The 15163-nt window shown below is 61.2% G+C and carries 18 protein-coding genes; 6 read left to right on the forward strand and 12 right to left on the reverse strand.

The annotated features are described in order from the left end of the window. Nucleotides 1-39 precede the first annotated feature (39 nt). Entirely contained in the window at nt 40-183 is a 144-nt protein-coding gene (locus DYI22_RS11175) for a DUF2256 domain-containing protein (RefSeq protein ID WP_228300978.1), read from the forward strand. Next, a complete protein-coding gene (locus DYI22_RS11180; protein WP_213478134.1) occupies nt 180-1706 on the forward strand; it encodes an FAD-binding domain-containing protein in 1527 nt (508 codons plus the stop codon). The genes DYI22_RS11175 and DYI22_RS11180 overlap by 4 nt, the downstream gene beginning before the upstream one ends. Here DYI22_RS11180 and DYI22_RS11185 read toward each other — a convergent pair. The 9 genes from DYI22_RS11185 to DYI22_RS11225 are packed head-to-tail and all read right to left on the reverse strand — an operon-like array spanning nt 1689 to nt 8519. Continuing rightward, complete coding sequence (locus DYI22_RS11185; protein ID WP_213478135.1) at nt 1689-3182, reverse strand: complex I subunit 5 family protein; 1494 nt, start codon at nt 3180-3182, stop codon at nt 1689-1691. The two genes, DYI22_RS11180 and DYI22_RS11185, sit on opposite strands and share 18 nt — an antisense overlap. Then, on the reverse strand, nt 3182-4678 hold the full coding sequence (locus DYI22_RS11190; RefSeq protein WP_213478136.1) for a complex I subunit 5 family protein: 1497 nt from the start codon (nt 4676-4678) through the stop codon (nt 3182-3184). Before DYI22_RS11190 ends, DYI22_RS11185 begins: the two co-directional genes overlap by 1 nt. Next, nucleotides 4675-6144: a complex I subunit 5 family protein gene (locus tag DYI22_RS11195; protein ID WP_213478137.1), complete on the reverse strand. Its 1470-nt coding sequence runs from the start codon at nt 6142-6144 to the stop codon at nt 4675-4677. The genes DYI22_RS11190 and DYI22_RS11195 overlap by 4 nt, the downstream gene beginning before the upstream one ends. Next, nucleotides 6141-6464 carry a sodium:proton antiporter gene (locus tag DYI22_RS11200; protein WP_213478138.1) on the reverse strand — a complete coding sequence of 108 codons (324 nt, stop codon included), beginning with the start codon at nt 6462-6464 and terminating at the stop codon, nt 6141-6143. Before DYI22_RS11200 ends, DYI22_RS11195 begins: the two co-directional genes overlap by 4 nt. Then, nucleotides 6461-7165: an MnhB domain-containing protein gene (locus DYI22_RS11205; RefSeq protein WP_213478139.1), complete on the reverse strand. Its 705-nt coding sequence runs from the start codon at nt 7163-7165 to the stop codon at nt 6461-6463. The genes DYI22_RS11200 and DYI22_RS11205 overlap by 4 nt, the downstream gene beginning before the upstream one ends. Continuing rightward, nucleotides 7162-7434, reverse strand: a complete 273-nt coding sequence (locus DYI22_RS11210) for a Na(+)/H(+) antiporter subunit B (RefSeq protein WP_213478140.1) — start codon at nt 7432-7434, stop codon at nt 7162-7164. The genes DYI22_RS11205 and DYI22_RS11210 overlap by 4 nt, the downstream gene beginning before the upstream one ends. Continuing rightward, nucleotides 7427-7744: a cation:proton antiporter gene (locus DYI22_RS11215; protein WP_213478141.1), complete on the reverse strand. Its 318-nt coding sequence runs from the start codon at nt 7742-7744 to the stop codon at nt 7427-7429. The genes DYI22_RS11210 and DYI22_RS11215 overlap by 8 nt, the downstream gene beginning before the upstream one ends. Beyond that, on the reverse strand, nt 7744-8013 hold the full coding sequence (locus tag DYI22_RS11220; RefSeq protein ID WP_213478142.1) for a monovalent cation/H+ antiporter complex subunit F: 270 nt from the start codon (nt 8011-8013) through the stop codon (nt 7744-7746). Before DYI22_RS11220 ends, DYI22_RS11215 begins: the two co-directional genes overlap by 1 nt. After that, nucleotides 8010-8519, reverse strand: a complete 510-nt coding sequence (locus tag DYI22_RS11225) for a Na+/H+ antiporter subunit E (RefSeq protein ID WP_213478143.1) — start codon at nt 8517-8519, stop codon at nt 8010-8012. Before DYI22_RS11225 ends, DYI22_RS11220 begins: the two co-directional genes overlap by 4 nt. Before the next feature lie 236 nt (nt 8520-8755). Between DYI22_RS11225 and thpD the strand changes: the two genes are divergently transcribed. Further along, nucleotides 8756-9661 (forward strand): ectoine hydroxylase, encoded by a 906-nt coding sequence (gene thpD, locus DYI22_RS11230; protein WP_213478144.1) that lies wholly within the window; start codon nt 8756-8758, stop codon nt 9659-9661. Nucleotides 9662-9741: 80 nt separating this feature from the next. Here thpD and DYI22_RS11235 read toward each other — a convergent pair whose 3' ends face one another. Beyond that, entirely contained in the window at nt 9742-10095 is a 354-nt protein-coding gene (locus tag DYI22_RS11235) for a hypothetical protein (protein ID WP_228300979.1), read from the reverse strand. Between the two features lie 286 nt (nt 10096-10381). Then, complete coding sequence (locus tag DYI22_RS11240) at nt 10382-10732, reverse strand: DUF3147 family protein (RefSeq protein ID WP_213478146.1); 351 nt, start codon at nt 10730-10732, stop codon at nt 10382-10384. A gap of 156 nt (nt 10733-10888) precedes the next feature. On the opposite strand from DYI22_RS11240, the gene DYI22_RS11245 reads away from it, so the two are divergent. From DYI22_RS11245 to DYI22_RS11255, 3 genes are read left to right on the forward strand one after another with little or no spacing between them, the layout of a single operon-like run. Beyond that, nucleotides 10889-11248, forward strand: a complete 360-nt coding sequence (locus tag DYI22_RS11245; RefSeq protein WP_213478147.1) for a hypothetical protein — start codon at nt 10889-10891, stop codon at nt 11246-11248. 46 nt (nt 11249-11294) lie between these two features. After that, on the forward strand, nt 11295-12029 hold the full coding sequence (locus DYI22_RS11250; protein ID WP_213478148.1) for a HupE/UreJ family protein: 735 nt from the start codon (nt 11295-11297) through the stop codon (nt 12027-12029). A 15-nt stretch (nt 12030-12044) separates the two neighbouring features. After that, complete coding sequence (locus DYI22_RS11255; protein WP_213478149.1) at nt 12045-12728, forward strand: hypothetical protein; 684 nt, start codon at nt 12045-12047, stop codon at nt 12726-12728. An 80-nt stretch (nt 12729-12808) separates the two neighbouring features. Here DYI22_RS11255 and DYI22_RS11260 read toward each other — a convergent pair whose 3' ends face one another. After that, the gene (locus DYI22_RS11260; protein WP_213478150.1) at nt 12809-15136 is read right to left on the reverse strand and encodes a heavy metal translocating P-type ATPase; all 2328 of its coding nucleotides are present in this window, start codon (nt 15134-15136) and stop codon (nt 12809-12811) included. Nucleotides 15137-15163: the final 27 nt, after the last annotated feature.

Consider the following 15163-nt stretch of genomic DNA (forward strand, 5'->3'; position numbering starts at 1 on the left):
GTAAGACAGCGTATCTTCAGTAAAAACCATTTGAGCCTGATGCACAAAAAACCCCACTTGCCCGAGAAGACCTGCCCGGTCTGCAACCGCCCCTTTAGCTGGCGCAAAAAATGGGCCAGAGACTGGCACCGCGTGCGCTATTGCAGTGAACGTTGCCGCCGCAGCCGGGGTGAGACGTTATGACTACGGTGGTCTGGTTCAAGCGCGACCTGCGCACCCGCGATCACGCCCCACTGGTGGCCGCAGCCGCCCTCGGCAGGCCAGTGATCCCGCTGTATGTGATCGAGGACGACTACTGGCAGCAGCCCGATACCAGCGAGCGCCAGTGGGCCTTCATCCGCGAATCCCTTGAGGATCTGGACCGGCAATTACGGCGCGCCGGCAGCCGGCTTGTGGTGATGCGCGGGTCGGTACCCGAAGTGTTGCAGCGGCTGCGGTCTCGCCATGCCATAGCGCGGGTTTTCTGTCATCAGGAGACCGGAGGCCACTGGACCTTCGAGCGGGACCGGGCGGTGATCCATTGGTGCGCGGAGCACGGGGTTGAGTTTCGGGAATGGGCCCAGTTCGGCGTGGTACGGCGCCTGCAAAACCGGGATGTCTGGGACCAGGCCTGGAGCTCGCTGATGCAACGCCCGGTGCTGCAAGCGCCCGACACCCTGCCCGGCCTGGACGGCGACCCCGCCTTGGCCTGGGACGATGCCGCACCTGCCACAGCCCTCAGCGGCAGTTGCCCCGACCGCCAGTCGGGCGGCAGCGGCCGGGGCGAAAAGCTGCTCGCGTCGTTTCTTGAACGCCGCTGCGTTGGCTATCAGTACAATATGTCCAGTCCGCTGACCGCGGCTCGCGCCTGTTCCCGCCTCAGCCCGCACCTGGCCTATGGCACCGTCAGCCTGAGGGAAGTCTACCAACAGGCAAAAACCACCGGAGACCACCGCAACACCGTGCCGCGGAAAAAGAAAAGCCTGACCAGCTTTCGCGCTCGCCTGCACTGGCATTGCCATTTCATTCAAAAGCTCGAAGACGAGCCGGAACTGGAATTCCGCGCCATGCACCGGGACCTGGAAGGCCTGAAAACCGGCCCGGACGATTCCGAACGTCTGCAACGCTGGCAGGAGGGCCAGACCGGATGGCCTTTGGTGGATGCCTGCATGCGCGCCCTGCACCATACCGGCTGGATCAATTTCCGCATGCGCGCGATGCTGATGGCGGTGGCCGGCTATCAGTTATGGCTGCACTGGCGGGATCCGGCTCTGCACCTGGCGCGGCTGTTCACCGATTTCGAGCCGGGCATTCACTACCCTCAGGCCCAGATGCAATCCGGCCTGACCGGCATCAACGCGCTGCGCATCTACAACCCGGTGCTCCAAAGCCGAAAGCTGGACCCACAGGGCGAGTTCATTCGCCGCTGGCTTCCGGAACTGGCCGGGGTGCCGACCGAGATGATCCACACCCCCTGGCTGATGACACGCCCACAGCAAGCGCGGTTCGGCGGCAACACCTACATAGCCCCGGTGTGCGATCACGAACAGGCGGCTCGCGCGGCGCGCAAGGCGGTCGGCGACTTCCGCCGGCAACACGTCAGTGAGCGCGAAACCAGCCGGGTATTGGAGCGCCATGGCAGCCGCAAGGGGCCCGTACAGAGACGGCCCGGGCCTGCGAAAAGCCGTAACGTTGGCGGTAACCAGCAGCTATCGCTTTTTGACTGACCGGGATACCAGAAGTGCTCCGGCCGCCAGTATGAAGGCGACAAGCATGGGCCACAGCAGCGCCCACAGCTGATACATTTTCGGTAGCCACACCGGCGCCTTCACCAGGCCATCCACCTGCCAGGGCATCCACCAGAACGCGACCAGACTCATGCCGGTGGCCGCCAGCCAGCCCGCGGCCAGCGCAGGCGGATTCCGTCCGGTTTTTTGGGTGCGGGCTAATGTCCACAGGTAACGTAACACCAGCAACAGGGTTGCCACAGCCCCGGCCGTCATCAGCGGAGACAGATAGCCCGACAGCGCAAAATCCAGTTTATCCGCGGACAGCCCTTCCTTCATCGCCAGTTTCGCGAGCGCGCCGCTGGTGAAGGGCAGCCCGGCCAGAGACAGGCCCGGCAAGGCAATCAGCAGCCAGGTGACAGCCCTGGCCCCAGCGGCAGTGGGCATCGACACGCCAGCGGAGAGAAACAGACTGCCCTTGGCCAGGCCATGGTGCAGGGTATACAGGGCGATGACCGGAAACAGCACGGCGGCACGGCCGGGATCAGCCAGGGCGCCCCCCACCATCAGCACCATCAGCCCCATCTGGCTGATACTGGAATAGGCCAGTACCGTCTTTGGCCGACGCTGGCAGACGCCCAGCAACGCCGCACCAAGCGCAGCCACAGCCCCGGCCACCACCATCAGCGCGCCCCATCCGGGTAACGCCGCCTCGCCAAACGGCAGGGTGACCAGCCAGCCCAGCAACCCGGCCTTGATCATGGCACCGCTGAGCACCGCACTGGCCGGTGTGGGCGCAACCGGGTGGGCCAGCGGCAACCAGAAATGCAACAGTGGCAGGCCAGCCTTGACACCGAAACCGGCCACCAGCAGGCCAATCACCAGATTCTTCTGGGGCGCCGCTGCAATGGCGGCAGGCAGATCCGCCAGCATCTGGCTGTCGGCGGCGGCAGAGGCCAGTAACAGCCCGGCGAGAATCGCCATTTCACCGAATACCGCCATCACCAGATACACCCGGCCGGCGCGCAGCGCCTCACCGCTCCCCTCATGCACGATCAGGCCGTATCCCGCGAACGTCATCAACGCGAAAAAGCTGTAGAAGCTGGCAATATCCACCGCCAGTGTGAGGCCGATATTGCCGGCCAGTGTCAGCCCCCAGCACACACAGAACCGCCGCAGGTGATCGGCCTTCAGGTAACCCACCGCATACAGCCCCGCCACGGCCCATAACACGGCCGTCAGCAACAGGAACAGCCGCCGCAATTCATCCATCGCCCACAGGCCACCATTGAGCAGCCAGGGCATGTCCAGTTGCCAGCCGGGGTCGGAAAACACCGCCAGCAGCAGCGCCGGCAGTGGCAGCAGCGGAAGCGCAAAACGCATCACCCGCGCCCGGGTTGACGGCAACAGCGCCATGGCCGGATAGAGCAACGGCAAACAGACGGCCACGACGGCCGCCAAGGCTTCCGGGGGCATCACGGTGAGTACTCCCGCAGCACGATCAGTTCAGCCCACGACAACGGGCTGAACGGCAGCGACGCCAGCACGCCCGCCAGGATCGTCACAACGGCTGTCACCAACGTCGGCCAGTAAAGCCAGGCACTGGTTTCCAGCCGTCCCCAGCGGCGCTCATGGGGCCACTGCCGCGGGGGATCGCGGAACCACAGCCGGTGCAATATCGGCAGAAAGTAAGCGGCGTTAAGCAGGCTGCTGAGTACCAGTACGGCGATCACCCAGTCCATGCCTGCGTCCAGCGCGCCGGTGCCCATGGTCCACTTGGTGATAAAGCCCGCCAGCGGTGGCGCCCCGATCATCCCGAAGGCGCCGACGGTGAAGGCGAAGGAGGTCGCCGGCATTCGGCGCCCGGCGCCATCCATCTCATCGAGGCGGTGAATACCCAGGGTTTCGGCGTAATTGCCGGCACAGAAGAACAGGGTAATCTTCATGATGCCCTGGTGCAGCAGATGCACCAGCCCACCGGCGGCGCCGACCGGTCCGAACAGGCAGATTCCGAGAATGATGTACGACACCTGACTCACCGTGGAGAACGCCAGCAGACGCTTCAGGTCCACCTGCCACAAGGCCCGCACAGAGCCGTACAGGATGGTGAAGGCGGCCAGCCAGGCCAGCGGCTCCAGCACGCCCAAAACAGAGGAAGCCTCCACGCCATAGATGTTGTACACCACCCGCACAATGCCGAATGCCCCGGCCTTGACCACCGCCACCGCGTGCAACAGCGCGCTGACCGGGGCCGGCGCCACCATCGCCTGAGGCAGCCAGCCATGGAGCGGAAACACCGCCGCCTTTACCCCCAGCCCGGCCACCAGCAGCACGAAAATACCGATCAACGAAGTGTGCAATGCGGGATCATTCTCGGTGAAATGCCCGCCTTCGCGAAAGGGCAAGTCGCCGGCCACGCCCTGCAACCAGGCAATCGCCAGCAGCAGAACCGCACCCCCGGTCAGCGTATAGATCAGGTAGGTGCGCCCTGCTTTCAGGGCCTGTTCGGTCCCCCGGTGCACCACCAGTGGATAGGTGGAGAGGGTGAGCATTTCGTAAAACAGGAAAAACGTGAACAGATTACCCGCCAGGGCAATGCCCATGGTGCTGGCGACGCACAGGCTGAAGAAGCCGAAGAAGCGACTGCGGTTGGGGGAGTCCTCAAGATATCCGACGGCGTAAACGGTGGTCAGCAGCCAGAGCACGGCAGACAGGCCGGCAAACATCATCGACAGGGCATCGGCCTTGAGCACGAACGCCACACCGGGCGCCATGGTGAAGCTGACGCCATAATCCACGCCCCGGAACACACCCCACACCATCACCACCACCAACCCCAGCTTCACCAGGGCGGCGCCGAGGTTAACCGCCGTGCGCAGTCGATAGCCCTGTTCTGGCAGGGCAAAAATCACCACCGCAGCCAACAGCGACGTCATAAGCGCGAGGACCGGCAGCCATACACTCAGCATCATGGCGCCCCCGCCTCTTCGAAGGGCAGCGCCATCACCGACAACACCTGTTCAGAAGCCAGCCCCAACCCCAGTGACAGCAGCGCCAGAATCAGGGGTATCACTTCCAGGCTGCGAGGCGGGTGATAGAATCGGTCCGTCTCCGGGCGCTCCAGAAACGAGGCGCGGTAGATTCTGAAAACATAAGCCGCCGACAGCAGGCCTCCGGCCAGCAACACCGCGACCCACCACCACTGCCCGCTGCCCAGACTCGCCTGTAACAACAGCCATTTGGCGGTAAAGCCCCCGGTAGGCGGCAGGCTCATCAGCGACACCCCCGCCAGGCCGAAGGAGAACAGGGAAAACGGCAGGAAGCGGCTGACGCCGGCAAGCGCCTCAATGCGGCCGCTGCCAACCGAAAGGATCAGATTCCCGGCCGCCAGGAACATCGCAGCCTTGGCCAGCCCATGACTGATCACCTGCAGGGTGATGCCCTGCTGGGCCTGCAGCGACACCGCCTCCGAGACCGAGTAGGTCAGCGGAAATAACAGAAACAGATAACCAATCTGCGCCACGGAGGAGTACGCGACCACCTGCTTCAACTGCTGCTGCCGAAAGGCCAGCCAGCTGCCCCAGACCACTGCGGCACTGCCCAGCAGGCCCACCAGCTGAGCCGCTGCAAAGCTACCGATGGTCGCGCCAAATTCCAGCCATAGCCGGGCGGCGATGTAGAACGACGCCTTGACCACCAGCGCTGACAACAAGGCACTGACCGGTGACTTGGCGATACCATGAGCCGGCGGTAGCCATTGATGAAGGGGGAACAAGGCGGTTTTCAGCGACAGCCCGGTGACCATCAAAGCCAGCGCCAGGCCGGAGCCTGCCGGTGCGGGATTGTCGGCCAGCAGGGTCGCCACCCCGGCAATCGACAGCGAGCCGAACTGGCCATACAACAGGGCGACACCCAGCAGGTAAGCCAGTGACCCCAGCAATGCCGCCAGCAGGTAGCGCAAGGAGGCCCGCAGCGCGGCGGCCTTGCCTCCCAACGCCACCAACCCGACCGCGGAGAGACTGATCAGCTCCAGCCCGACGTAGAGATTGAACAGGTCGCCCCCCAGCCAGACCGCATTCAGCCCGGACCACAGGAACCAGAACAGCGGCCAGAAATAGCGGTGCCAGGCTTTATCCGGGTCAATATAAACGCCGGCGTGCCAGCCACAGGCGCTGGCCACCACCGCGGTGAGCAGAACGAACGTGACTGCAAGCCCATCCACCCGCAGCTCGATACCCAGCGGGGCGTCCCAGCCACCGAGACCGTAATAGAAACCGCCGTCGCGGGCGATGGTCAGCCACAGCCCCAACGAGACCAGCACCTGCACCAGAATGCCGAAGCTGGTCACCCACCGGCCCCAGCGGAAATCGGTCAGCAAGGTCAGCACCGCCCAGGCCAGCGGTGTAAACAGCAAACCCGCCATCAACCACAACGTCATCGCCGACCACCCGGCCGTTGCTCCGGCGACGGTTCTTCAAGCGTGGTCATTCCGGAGAGATGGTAATAACGCCGCATCAACACCACGGCGAGCGCGGTGGCGGCAATCGCGACGACAATGCCGGTGAGCACCAGGGCCTGGGGAATCGGGTCCGCACCACCCCGGTGCTGGGGTAGCCCCACCATCACCAGAAACACACCGGAGCCCATGATATTGAAGGCCAGCAGTTTGCGCAGCAGATGCGGCAACCGCAGCAGTCCGTACAGCCCCATGCCGAACAGCACGGCCCCCGCCAGGGCATACAGCAGCGATGCGGTCATGCGGGCCCGCCCTCTTCCGGATCTTCGGCGTCGTTGACCGGGGCCGAAACAAACAGCGCCAGCAACACCATGGCAATAGACAACGTCAGCACCGATTCGATCACCACAATCAGGGCCTTGGTCAGGCCCGGCGGGTACGCCAGAAACGCTTCGCCACCGATCGCACTGGCCACCGCCACCACCAGGAAAACCGAGAACCCCAAACCCAGGCCCAGGCGCAACAGCAACCCGGGGCGCAGAAAGTCCATGGGAATGCCGCCAAGACGCATCAGCACGCCGGTGGCCGCCACCACGGCCCCGGCCTGGAAGGCACCGCCGGGGCGCTCTGCTCCGGCCCACAGCAGATAGCCGGCCAACACCAGCATCAGCGGCACGAACCAGCGTTGAAGTGCGTAGAGCAACGTGTCCGACGTGCGCAGTTCCGGGTCTTCCAGGGAGGCGGTTTTCGCCATCGAAATACCTGCAATGCCGGCAATCACCAGCACGCCAATCTCGAGCAGGGTGTCGTAACTGCGGAAATTCAGCAGCACCGCGGTTACCGGATGCGCCACACCGCTGCGGTCCATGTTTTCCGACAGCAATCGAGGCAGATCTACCGGTGTCGGGTTGCCGGCAATGGCCCAGATGCTGGCCGCCAACGCACCCGACAGCGTCAGGCATAACAGCGTGGTGATCAGGGTGCGGACCCATCCAGCCATCATTCGCGTCCCCCGCGATTACGATCCCCAGGGCGAATGCCGCCAAGGTGACTGACCGCATCGAGCAACAGCACGCCGGTGAGCCCGGCGCCAATGGCGGCCTCGGCCAGGGCTATGTCCGGCGCCTGCAACCTTACCCAGGCAACCGCCATCAGCAGGCCAAAGGCGATGAACACCACCACGGCGCGGAACAGGTTGTGGGAAAACAGCGCGGCGCCGGCCGTCACCAGCAGGGCAAACACCAGCAAACCGTCCAGCAACCACTCAGTCATGGGGCTCCCTCGTCGCCGCCCGATCCTGCTCCTGGGCGCGCACGGCACGGGCAACCAGATGCGCGGACGTGGCGCTCGCCGCCAGCGCCACCACCCAGATCAGCGCGATTTTCATGGCTACCGCCAGCGACGGCGCAGAAAACAACAGGGCCAGCGCAATGAACCCCAGCCCCAGGTTATCGACTTTGGTGAGCGCGTGGATTCGCGTCAACGTATCGGTAAAACGGAACAGACCGAAGGTACCGATGGCAAAGAACGCGCACCCGATCATCAGCAGTATGCCCTGAACCCACGGCACCACGGCGTCCATCAGACGTTGCTCCGGTCAATACGCACCACCCGCGTGACGAATCCGACAACGGCCAGTACCGACAGCAGCGCCAGCACCAGGGCCACGTCCCGCAAGGGCGCTGCCGCCTGCGCCTCAGCAAGCACCAGCAACAGTGCCACGCCGGTGGTGGCAAACAGCTGCGAGGCCAGCATGCGATCCGAAGGCGTGGGCCCGCGCCAGATCCGTATCAGCGCGATCAGCAAGGTCAGCAGCAGGAACGCCGCCACGCCGTTCAGCAGCACCGTCATCCGACCTCACCCCCTTTCTCCCGCCAGTTGTCCGCCGGCAGACCGAATACGCCCGCAACTCTTCGCTCCACGGCGCGAACCTCCTCTTCGACCGGATCACGGGTATCCAGACAGTGCAAATCAAGCCGCGCGCCGTCCAGCGTCACACTGAGTGTGCCCGGCGTCAGCGAGAGCGCATTGGCGAGCAGCCAGCGCGGCCCGCCCTCGGGCAGCTCCAGGTCAAAGGTGAGATAGCCGGGGTTTGCCGGCAATGAGGGCGACAGCAGCCGGCGGGCAACATCGATGCCGGCGACGACAGAGCGGCCAAGAAAAAACAGTACAAACAGGAGAAACGGCACGATACGAATCCGGCGGGCGCCGGGGGGGAACAGATATACCGACACCATCGCGACCGGAACGACAACCGCCAGGCCAAATGCCAGACCAGACAGGTTCCCCTCGGTGAGCACCCACCACACCAGGAGAAGCAGAATCATCCGGGCAGGAATCGCTGTGACTGTCCGCATTGGTGCTCCTTGCCATGACCTGGAAACAAGCGGCCTTAAATTCCCACTGACGATCAAAAGACTACCACATCAGAGGCGGATGCGAATTCAGCAGCAAAGAATACGTGCCGGTAGACTGCCGTGACAACGCCCAGCAGCCCGTTTACATATGATCGATCTTCAACCTCGTAATGGTTGAAAAACCACATGTGATCTATAACTGTCTATCTGTGGCTCGACAGAAAAGGAGGACACACATGTCACGCCCACAAGACCTCTTTCCGACTCGACTTGAACGCAAACTGGGAATGTTTGAGCGACTGGACCCTGTAGTACATACCCCCCCTGAGCGCCTATCCGACGGCCCGCTGACTGCCGATCAGGTAAAAGAATTCGATGACCGGGGCTTTCTGTTCTTCGATTCGTTTTTTTCCAAAGACGACATGGATGGGTTTATCAAGGAGCTCAAGGATTACGAGGACGATGAAGACCTCAAGCTTTCGGAAGGCACGGTTCTCGAACCCGGCAAGGAAGAAATCCGCTCTATCTTTGGTATCCACGAAATTTCAGAACGTTTTGACCGGCTAACCCGCGACCCACAGTTGCTGGACATGACACGCCAGTTACTGGACAGCGAAGTGTACATTCACCAATCGCGGATCAATTACAAACCGGGCTTCAAGGGCAAGGGATTCAACTGGCATTCCGATTTCGAAACCTGGCACAGTGAGGACGGCATGCCGCGGATGCGCTGCCTGAGCTGCTCCATCGTAATGACGGACAACAACGAGTTCAACGGCCCGCTGATGCTTATTCCCGGATCCCAGAAATACTTCATTCCCTGTGTCGGGCTCACCCCGCAGGACAACTACAAGGAATCGCTCAAGTCCCAGTATCTCGGCGTACCCGACGCCGCCAGCCTGACCCGGCTGATGAACGAAAACTCCATTGAGGCACCCAAGGGGCCGCCGGGGTCACTGATCATTTTCGAGTGCAACACCCTTCATGGCTCCAACGTGAACATGTCCTGCTGGCCACGCAGCAACCTGTTTTTTGTTTATAACAGCGTACATAACACGCTGGAAGATCCCTACTGCGGCAACAAACCCCGGCCGAATTTTCTCGCCAACAGGAAGAACACTGACCCCCTTAAGCCGCTGTGACCGGGCCAAGGTGGCGCCCGGGTCTTGAGCACTGCTGTCTGGTCAGAGCAGTATCCTGACCAGCGCGCCCCGGCGTTGCTTCAGCGATCGCTCCGGGTTTCAGCCTGGTGTTCCAGCATCTGCTCCATCATCAGCTGCATCTGGTTCATACGCTGTTCTATCATCTTTAGCCGCTGCTCACTGTCCATGCCAGCACCACCAGACCGGTTACCCTGAGTTTTGTCCGGCTTGTTTTTACTCCGACCATTCATCATGCCGTGGCCATTCATCATGTCCTGGCCATCACCCATCTTCATGCCCTGGCCCATCATGCTGCCACGCATCATGCCCATATGCTCCTGCATGGACTCCATATGCTGCTCCCGGATGCGCTGGCGCTCGGCATCCGACGTGGCGTTTCCCATTTCCTGCATCATTCCCTGCATACGAGACATATTTTCATTCATTTGCTGCATTTGTTCCTGATTCATCATGCCCCCACCGGGCATTTGATCAGAATTGCCCTGCGCGAGGGCTGTGGCAGGTGCCGCCATGAGAACGGAGCACGCGACTATCCGCATAAATCTGTTCATGAGATCCCCCTTATCCGATACTTTTACCGGCGTCGTATTCAGTAAAGACCATGAAACTGAATCGAAGCTGACAAAAAGGCTTCTGGACCCCTTATCTGCCCATGAATTGACCTAAATCATCAGGCCGCGCAGGCCCTCACATGCCGGATCACAAAAGAACGATACCGAACCGCTTGACGACGGCCGCGAGTAAAACAAAACAGACGACCGTGACCGCGGCGCTGATGATCAGAGAAGCCCAGAAGCCAAACCGTGGCAGCAGGAACGGAAACGCCAGAAACATCGGCAACGTGGGGAGCACATACCAAAAGGTGTACCAGGCATGGTTACTGATTTTGGCCTCCGGCTGGTGCTCCAGATAAAGCCAGATCATGGCCAGAACGGTCACCATCGGCAAAGCCGCAATGAGCGCACCGATCTTGTCACTGCGCTTTGCTATTTCGGATATCAGAACCACCAGGGCGGCGGTGATGGCGTACTTGGTTATCAGCCATGCCATTGCGTTTTCCTTTTTTGCGGTTCGGGCGGCGAACATTTACCCATTTTAATTCCTCTCGTTGTGCTCAACGATGCTATCCTCCTGCAGGTAATTACACCAACACCTCGAATCGTGTTGATGTTCACCCTGTAACGCCGGATTCAAAACCTGAAAGCCATGATTACGGCCGTCCACCGCACCAGACTGCTCACCATTATCGTCATGTTATTTTCACTGGCAGGCATGTCATTGTCGGCGATCGGCGAGGCGTCGTCCCACGGCATCGCGGAGCTGACGGGTGCACCGGACACAGACCATGGCGACCACACTCACAGCCATGGGGAGGATGAGAGGCCCGACAGCCATTTACATCACGATTCCGGCAACCATACCCACGAATCCGCCGATCAGTTTGCGATTAATCTGATGTCCGAACAGGACACCTCTTTCCGGCAAGCGATTCCCTTCGCCGGAGAGTCTCCCCGCAGTGTTCGTTACCGCCTCGACCGCCCGCCAAAAACGTCTCCGATTAGCTGAGTCTCGCTGCACTGCAGCTGTCTTAAAATGAATAATTGGAGTCATCATGCTGTCAACTGTACCTGACGGTCGGGGGCGTGCGCGCACAGCCGTCCGCGGACACCGTCTTCTACAACTTTTCGCGGGCCTTGTTCTGCTCGGGATGAGCGCCGATGTACTGGCCCATGCCGTCGCACAGGGCGACAAAGGGTATATTCAGGAAATTACGGGCGTAAACCTGATCGCGTTTATCTACCTTGGGGCCAAGCACATGGTCACCGGCTATGACCACCTGCTGTTTTTGCTGGGGGTCATCTTCTTCCTCTATCGCATGCAACACATAGCCCTCTACGTGAGCCTGTTCGCGCTGGGGCACTCCACCACGATGCTGCTGGGTGTGTACTTCAATGTTGGCATCAACAGCTACCTCATTGACGCCATTATCGGCCTGTCCATCGTGTACAAGGCGCTGGACAACATCGGCGCCTACCAGCGCTGGTTTGGCTTCCAGCCCGACACCAGGGCCGCCACGCTCATTTTCGGACTCTTCCATGGCTTCGGCCTGTCCACCAAGATCATCGAATACGACATCTCGCCCGACGGGCTGATTCCGAACCTCCTCGCATTCAATGTGGGCGTAGAAATCGGACAGCTGATTGCGCTTGCCATGATTCTTATCGTGATGAGCTTCTGGCGTAAAACCGATGGCTTTCTCCGCCACGCCTACACTGCCAACGTAGCCATGATGAGTGCAGGCTTCCTGCTCTTTGGCTATCAGCTCACCGGTTACTTTGTCGCTTAATTCTGGAGACCTGCTATGTACAACACCGATATGCCCAGCCGTGAAGAATTGCCCAGCACTGCGAAGCTGCTGCGCTCGACCTTCATCGCCGCCATCGTGGCACTGATCCTGCTCGTTACCGTGGTGATGCCCGCGGAATACGCCATCGACCCCACCGGCGCCGGCCAGTTTCTGGGGTTGACGGAAATGGGTGAGATCAAGGAGCAGTTGGCAGAGGAAGCCACCGCTGACGAGAATGCCCAGATGGTTGCGGTTCAGTCCCCTGCCAGCCAGCCTGCTCCCGCGGTTGCAGAGCCGATCGCGGAGCCTGCTGCCGAACCGGAAGTCGCTGCGCAGCCAGAACCGGCCCCCGTGGAAGAAACGGCCTCCGCACCCGCGGAACCCCAGTGGCAGGATGAAGTCCGCGTGGTACTCACACCGGGCGAGGGCACTGAATTCAAGCTCACCATGGAAGAAGGCGCTGTTGCCCGGTTTTCCTGGGTATCCGAAGGCGGCCCCATCAACTTCGACACCCACGGCGACGGCAGTGGCCAATCCATTTCCTATGAAAAGGGGCGCGGCGTACCGGAAGACGAAGGCGAGCTGGAAGCCGCCTTCACCGGCAACCACGGCTGGTTTTTCCGCAACCGGAACGACCAGGACATTACATTGGTGCTTCGCACGGGCGGTGACTACGGTGAGCTGAAAAAGCTGCTGTGAGGACAGCCCCTCCCCGGAGAGAGCTTCCTTACGGCAAGCTCTCTCCGGGTGTTCCGGCTTGAAAATCCACCAAACCAGTATTATTCCCCAAGGTTCGTTACCCTCAGACGCAGCGCATTCACAATGACGCTGACCGATGAAAGCGACATGGCCGCTGCGGCAAAAATCGGGGACAGCAGAATGCCAAAAAACGGGTAGAGCACGCCCGCCGCGATGGGGACACCGGCAGCGTTGTAAACGAACGCAAAAAACAGGTTTTGCCGGATATTACGCATGGTTGCCAACGACAACCGCCGCGCCTCTACAATACCCATCAGGTCCCCGCGCAACAGGGTGATACCCGCGCTTTCAATGGCCACGTCGGTTCCGGTACCCATAGCCACACCGACATCCGCCGTTGCCAGGGCAGGCGCATCGTTAACGCCGTCACCCGCCATCACCACAACACGGCCTTCGTCTTTCAGGCGCTGAACGATCTCGCCCTTGTCTTCCGGAAGAACTTCCGCTTCCACTTCATCAATATGCAGTTTGCGGGCAACGGCCTCGGCGGATGTGCGGTTGTCGCCCGTCAGCATAACCACCCGGATGCCGTCTTTCTGCAGCGCCGAAATGGCCGCTTCGGTGGTTTCCTTGACCGGATCGGCGATGGCCAGCAAACCGGCGACTTTGCCATCGACGGCTGCGAAAATCACCGTGGCTCCATCCTTGCGAAGCTGCTCGGCTTCGGTCTCAAAATCCGCCGTATCGATCTTTTCGGATTCCATTAGCAAGCGATTGCCAATCAGTACCTGCTTGCCCTCGACCTTGCCGGTCACGCCCTTTCCGTTCGGGGAGTCAAAGCCTTCAGCATCCGGCAGCTGTAACTCCATCTCTTTGGCTTTGTCGAGAATCGCGCGGGCCAGCGGGTGCTCACTGCCTTTTTCAAGGGCACCGGCCAGGCGCATCAGTTCTTGCTCGCTGAGCCCGTCAGCCGGAACCAGCCTGGTCACCTGTGGCTTTCCCTCGGTCAGTGTGCCGGTTTTGTCCACCACCACGGTGTCGACCTTTTCCATACGCTCAAGCGCTTCGGCATCACGGATCAGAACGCCGCTCTGGGCGCCCCGCCCGACACCGACCATGATGGACATGGGTGTGGCCAGCCCCAGCGCGCAAGGGCAGGCGATGATCAGCACGCTCACCGCGGCAATCAGCCCGAACGCCATCGGCGGTGTTGGTCCGAAAAACGACCACGCAATAAAGGCAACAATGGCGATCACGATCACCGCGGGCACAAACCACCCCGCCACTTTGTCTGCAAGACCCTGAATCGGCGCGCGGCTGCGTTGGGCGCTGGCCACCATCTGCACAATCTGCGACAGCATGGTATCCCGCCCGACCTTGTCGGCCCGCATGATGAAACTGCCCTGCTGGTTGATGCTGCCGCCGATGACCTTATCCCCGGCTTTCTTGCTGACCGCCATGGGCTCACCGGTCACCATCGACTCATCGACATTGGAATTGCCTTCAAGCAATTCACCGTCCAGAGGCACCTTATCCCCCGGGCGAACCCGCAGGCGGTCTCCAACCTTGACCTGATCCAGCGACACATCCGATTCGCTGCCGTCATCGTCCAGTTTGCGCGCGGTCGCCGGAGCCAGGTCCAGCAATGCTTTGATGGCGCCGGAGGTTTTTTCCCGGGCTCGCAGTTCCAGCACCTGCCCCAGTAACACCAGCACCACGATGACCGCAGCCGCCTCGAAATACACGGCGACCGAGCCGTCGTCCTGCTGGAAAGCATCCGGGAAGATCTGGGGTGCCAGTGTCGCCACCAGGCTGTAGATCAATGCCACCCCGGTACCAATTGAGATGAGCGTGAACATATTCAGGTTACGACTGACCACTGACTTCCAGCCCCGGAAGAAGAAGGGCCAGCCGCACCAGAGCACCACAGGCGTTGCAAGTACCAGCTGGATCCAGTTTGAGGTTTGCGGCGCCATAATTTGATGCAGGCCAATAAGGTGCCCGCCCATTTCGAGCAAAAACACTGGCAAGGTCAGAACAAGACCAATCCAGAACCGGCGGGTCATGTCCGTGAGCTCCTCGGAGGGCCCGTCATCCAGGCTTACTTCTTCTGGCTCCAGCGCCATACCGCAAATTGGACAGTCCCCGGGCCCCTGCTGGCGAATCTCCGGGTGCATGGGGCAGGTATACACGGCACCCGGCGCTACCGGCTCTTCCTTTTTCTGCGCCTCACCGAGGTATGGTTCCGGATCCTCGTCGAACCGGGACTGGCAGCGTGATGAGCAGAAGTACCAGGTTTTACCCTGGTGTTGGCTCAGGTGCTCCGCTGTGTGCGGGTCCACTGACATGCCACAGACTGGATCCTTGACCGTGTGCTCGCCAGAATCCTTGTGTTGGTGTTCAGCCATACTGATCTCCCGTTTTGTCTGCCGGCC

The sequence above is a fragment of the Marinobacter lipolyticus genome, assembly GCF_018424605.1.
Taxonomy (GTDB): Bacteria; Pseudomonadota; Gammaproteobacteria; order Pseudomonadales; family Oleiphilaceae; genus Marinobacter; species Marinobacter lipolyticus_B.